Here is a 4,771-nt window from a genome sequence, read left to right as displayed (position 1 = left end):
GGCACCACCACAACCCAGGCCACCATCGAAGGCATCAGCATCTCCGGCGTCGGCCACCAACTCCCCATGACCGGCCAGCTCGCCTACGCCATCTCCTTCCTCGGCCTCGACAGCACCACACCCTCGCCCTCCCCCTCGCCGACACCGTCACCGAGCGCGTCACCGACCCCATCGCCCACGCCCTCGCCCAGTCCGTCGCCGAGCAGCACGCCGTCGCCGTCCCCGTCTCCCACCGCGGGTTCGGGCCCCTGCCGGGTCAGCGCCACCGTGAATGCCTGGAACAACGGGCTGACGGAGAACCTCACCATCACCAACACCGGCTCCTCGGCCGTGAACGGCTGGTCGCTGGCCTTCACGCTCCCCGGCGGCCAGACCATCACCAACGGGTGGAACGCCACCTACTCCCCCACCAGCGGACAGGTCACGGCGACGAACGTGAGCTATAACGGCTCGCTCGCCCCCGGAGCCTCCACCGAGATCGGCTTCCAGGCCACCCACACCGGCAACGCCGGCAAACCCACCGCGTTCACGCTCAACGGCGTGACCTGCAGCGTCGCCTAGCTCCCTGGTAGTGCCTCCACCAGGAGGCCGGGGATGCGCGGCCCGGATCCCGGGCCGCGCATCCCCTTCTTCTGCTTCGGTCACGGCCGTGTCAGGTCAGTTACGGCTCCACTGCTGATTGCTTCCGCCGTTGCATGCCCACAAGACGATCTTCGTTCCGTTGGCGGTTCCGGCGCTGTAGGCGTCCAGGCACAGCCCGGACTGGACACCGGTGACGGTGCCGTCGGCGTTGAGGTTCCACTGCTGGTTGGCCCCGCCGCCGCAGTCCCAGATGACGACCTGTGTGCCGTTGCTCGTTCCCTGCCCGGAGGCGTCCAGGCACTTGTTGCCGTACACCTGGAGTTGCTTGCCCGAGGTGTAGGTCCACTGCTGGTTCGCCCCGCCGTTGCAGTCCCACAGCGCCACCTGGGTGCCGTTGGTCTGCGACTGGTTCGGCACGTCCACGCACCGGCCGCTCGCCAGGCCGCGCAGCACCGTGCCGTTGCCGGGGCCGGGGCCTCCCTGGCCCGGCGTGATCGTGAGGTTGTCGAACTGGGCCGTCTCGGTGGTGCTGGTGCCCACACCGATCTGGCCGGCGCCCCAGGTGCCGTCGGTGACCGAGGCCACCTGCGTCCCGTCGATGCTCGCGGTGATCGTGCCGCCGGAGAAGCCCAGGGCCAGGGTGTGCCAGCGACCGGTGCCGAGCCCGGCGACGCTCCCGCTGCGGATCGTCGTCATCGCGTTGTCGACGTTGTTGCGGATGATCTGCCAGGCGCCGTTGTCGCTGACCCGCAGATAGTAGGCGTTCAGCCCCTCGGGGCCGAAGGAGTGCTGGGCGCCGGCCCGGCCGATCACCTCGGCGTAGCCGCTCTGTTCGAGCAGCACGTCGGTGGACACGGTGTAGTTGCTCCAGCCCAGGTCGCCGAGCAGGGCGTACGGGTGGGAACCGCCGGTCCAGAGGATCGGCTGCCGCGGGGCCATCTGGCGCACGCACCGGCCGGACCGCCCGCCGCCGCAGCCCACGACCTCGAACGAGCCCTGCATGTCCATCAGGTACTTGGCCTCACGCCCCACGGCGTAGGAGTCGAAGTCGTCGGAGTACGGCAGGGCCATCGAACCCCGGGCGGGACTGGTGGCGGTGCCCTTGCCCTGACCCGTCGTGGTGGTGATCGAGTACACGTATCCCGGCTGGACCGTCAGGGAGAAGGCGCCGTTCGACGGCGTGATGTCGGTGGTGTGCACCATGTAGTCGGCGGAGTTGCCGGAGTTGACGTTGGTCGCCCACACGTGCACCTGCCCGGTGGACAGCCCGCCGGTCACGCTGAAGTTCAGCGTCTGGGCGGCGGTGGCGTCCATCGTCTCGATGATCGTGCTGTAGTCGGAGTTGTTCGGGGACTTCAGCGAGACGTAGCTGCCGTTGTTGCGGTTGCCGCCGATGTAGCCGCTGGAGGCGTCCAGGTACTTCCAGCCGGGCGCGGTGAACTGCGTGGTCTGGCCCATGACCCAGGCGTTCTTGCCGATGGAGTAGTACCCCGACCAGGGCTGCGGCGCGACCGCCACGCCCATCGTGGCGAAGGGCAGGTTCGGGGTGATCGCGGCGATGACCGGCCAGTTGATGTAGGCGGTCATCTTGCCGTCGATGTAGTCCCGGTTGATGCCCCTGGCCAGCGCCTTGGCGCCGTCGTTGTAGTCGTCGGAGCCGTTCTCGCTGGCCCACAGGACCTTGCCGGAGTTGATCGCCGTGGTGGAACTGGGGCAGTTCGACTGGGCGCCGCGGTAACCGCAGACGTAGTGCGACCCGAACACGTCCACCGCGTTGCGGAAGGCGGCGTTGTTCGCCGCGTCGTCGGCGACGCCGAAACCCCAGTCGTCGGACGCGACGATCTTCACGTTGCCGAAGCCACGGGAGTCCAGCGCCGTGTTGAGGTTGACGTACCAGTTCAGGTCGCGGCCCTTCTCGTTCCAGCCGCCCAGGTAGTCGATCGTCAGCCCGTGGCTGTTCTTCGCGCAGCCGAGCCAGTCGACCAGGTAGTTGATGGTGTCCTGGGACCAGAAGTTGCCGCCACCCAGCCAGCCCGGGGCGCCCCAGGCCAGACCGACCAGCTTGATGTTGGGGTTGCGGGCCTTGGCCTGTTCCATCAGCCACCACTCGTAGCCGCGGTTGCAGTCCAGGTCGCCGGAGGTGTGCCGGTGGCTCGGCTCGGCGCCGTCGGTGGAGTTGGTGTCGCCGCCGATCTCGACCTTGAGGATCTGCATCGACGCGCCGTACCCGGGCTTGAACAGGTAGTCGAGGATCTGCGACCGCTGCGGCTCGGGGTAGTCGACCAGCAGGCGGCTGTTGCCCCCGCCGCCGCTGATCGCGCCGACACCGTCGAAGGTGCGGCCTCCGGAACCACCGTTGATCGTGATTCCGACCGCCGCATGCGCCGCGGAGACGGCCACCAGAGACATCGCGACTGACAGGAGCGCGACCACGACACTCATGGCGACGCGCGCCGTGCTTTCTCTTCGCCGGCTCATGGGGGTCCTTTCGATGAGGTAGGGCGAAATCGACATGGCGACAGACCGGCTGAGAGCGGGCGCCATCAGGGGCGCCCACGGCCGGGTGCCGGGGACTCGGGGTATCGACCGTCGCGTGACGTGCTGCCGCCGTGCGGGAGGCGCTGCCGCAGGCCCTCGCGCCCTGCGGCAGCGCGCCCTCGCGTCACCGCCGGGTCAGCCGCGCCTGTTCCACTGCTGGTTGGCTCCGCTGGTGCAGGCCCAGAGGATGATCTTCGTGCCGTTGGCGGTGCCGGCGTTGCTCGCGTCCAGGCACCTGCCGGACTGGCCGCCCACGATCTGCTCCCCCTGCTGCGGGGTGCCGCCGCCCGACATGGAGTAGCCGACGGAGGTGATGTTGGCCTGGACGGCGTCCTCGGTGGCGTCGGACGGATAGCCGTTGGTGACCGCGCCTTCGAAGAACATCCCCTGGCCGGTGGGGCTGTTGTCGCCGCCGGTGCCCAGAAGGATCGAGCTCTCCAGTCGCATGGGCGAGTAGCCGTTCGGCAGCGGGCCCGAGAAGGTCCTGGTCAGCCCGCCGCTGTTGCCGTTGCCGTACTTGAGGGTGAAGTTGGTGGTGCCGTTGTTCTTCAGCCAGGCGCTGACGAACGGGTAGTGCACCCCGAAGTTGTTCGGATCCTTGTTGGAGCCGGTGTTGGTGTGGTACATCCCGTTCTCGAGGTCGGCCTCCACCCACGGGCCGCTGCCGGTGCACCCGCCGAACCAGCAGGCGGTGCCCCAGTAGATCGCGTTCATGGTGGCGTTGCCGGTGTCGTTGTGGGAGTTCTCACCGCTGCCGTAGTCGAAGCAGCACCACTGGTTCACGTAGTTGGACGACGTCACCATGGAGATGCCCTCGGGCTTGCTGCCCGTCGGCACGTTCCTGGCGTTGTCGATCCGGTAGCCGGTGCCCTGGGTGCTCTTGATCCCGAACACCTGGTGCCCGCCGGCGGTCACCGGCAGGGCCATGGCGTCCGCCCCGATGTCGGAGCCGTTGGGGCCGGGGCCCTTCCAGAAGCCGCCCCACGAGATCGGCAGGTCGTTGTGGTTGGCGGTCTGGTCGTAGATCTTCGTGATCGTGCAGGAGGTGTTCGCGCAGAACGAGACCTGGGCGGCCCCGTCGGCGTACCCGCCCGCGGCGTAGAGGTCACACGGAAGCGACGTGGGGTGTTCACCAGATTCCTCCGATCGGGGCATCGTCCTCAGGCGGCTGTGCACGTGAGGGACGGCGCCGACGGGGTGCCGCCGGCGAGGAAGCCGAACGTCGTCGAGGCGGACGGCTGGAGTGAGCCGTTGTAGGAGGCGTTGCTCACCGAAACGGCCGAGCCGGTGGTGCTGAGCGTGCCGTTCCAGACCTGGCTGATGGTCTGGCCGTTGCTCAGGGTCCACTTGACGGTCCAGCCGTTGACGGGCGCGCTGCCGGCTGTCACCGTGACCTCGCCCTGGAAGCCGCCGGACCAGGTGTTGGTGGTGCGGTAGGTCGCGCTGCACGCGCCGCCGTTCGGGGTGGGCGTGCTTGTCGGGCTGGGCGACGGTGACGGGCGAAGCCGGGGGGGGTGGGCGACGGGGGATGCCGGGGGGCGTGGGCGACGGCGAGGGTGATGTGGTCGGTTCGCCGTTGCCGGTGAACTGCCACCAGTTCATGTTGAACAGGTAGCCGCTGCCGCCGGTGAATCTGAGGTACAGGTCGTGG

General features: G+C 68.7%; 3 protein-coding genes and 1 pseudogene. 1 reads left to right on the top strand and 3 read right to left on the bottom strand.

Features of this window, described 5'->3' with window-relative positions; all coding sequences use genetic code 11:
* Positions 1-561 (top strand): cellulose binding domain-containing protein (locus B1L11_RS43940; RefSeq protein WP_179155601.1); only part of this gene is annotated, 561 nt, incomplete at its 5' end.
* 96 nt (positions 562-657) lie between these two features.
* Here the strand turns inward: B1L11_RS43940 and B1L11_RS53565 are convergent.
* The 3 genes and pseudogenes from B1L11_RS53565 to B1L11_RS43925 all read right to left on the bottom strand — a co-directional run.
* Positions 658-3,024 (bottom strand): ricin-type beta-trefoil lectin domain protein, encoded by a 2,367-nt coding sequence (locus B1L11_RS53565; RefSeq protein ID WP_256863434.1) that lies wholly within the window; start codon positions 3,022-3,024, stop codon positions 658-660.
* A 231-nt stretch (positions 3,025-3,255) separates the two neighbouring features.
* Positions 3,256-4,275, bottom strand: coding sequence for an arabinofuranosidase catalytic domain-containing protein (locus B1L11_RS53560; protein WP_079321058.1), 1,020 nt, complete (start codon positions 4,273-4,275; stop codon positions 3,256-3,258).
* 5 nt (positions 4,276-4,280) lie between these two features.
* A pseudogene (locus B1L11_RS43925) lies at positions 4,281-4,556 on the bottom strand (cellulose binding domain-containing protein); the annotation flags it as partial.
* Positions 4,557-4,771 lie beyond the last annotated feature (215 nt).

This window comes from Microbispora sp. GKU 823 (assembly GCF_002027145.1).
Classification (GTDB): domain Bacteria; phylum Actinomycetota; class Actinomycetes; order Streptosporangiales; family Streptosporangiaceae; genus Microbispora; species Microbispora siamensis.
The sequence above is the reverse complement of the archived record's forward strand: the minus strand, read 5'-3'. Positions and strand labels throughout refer to the sequence as shown.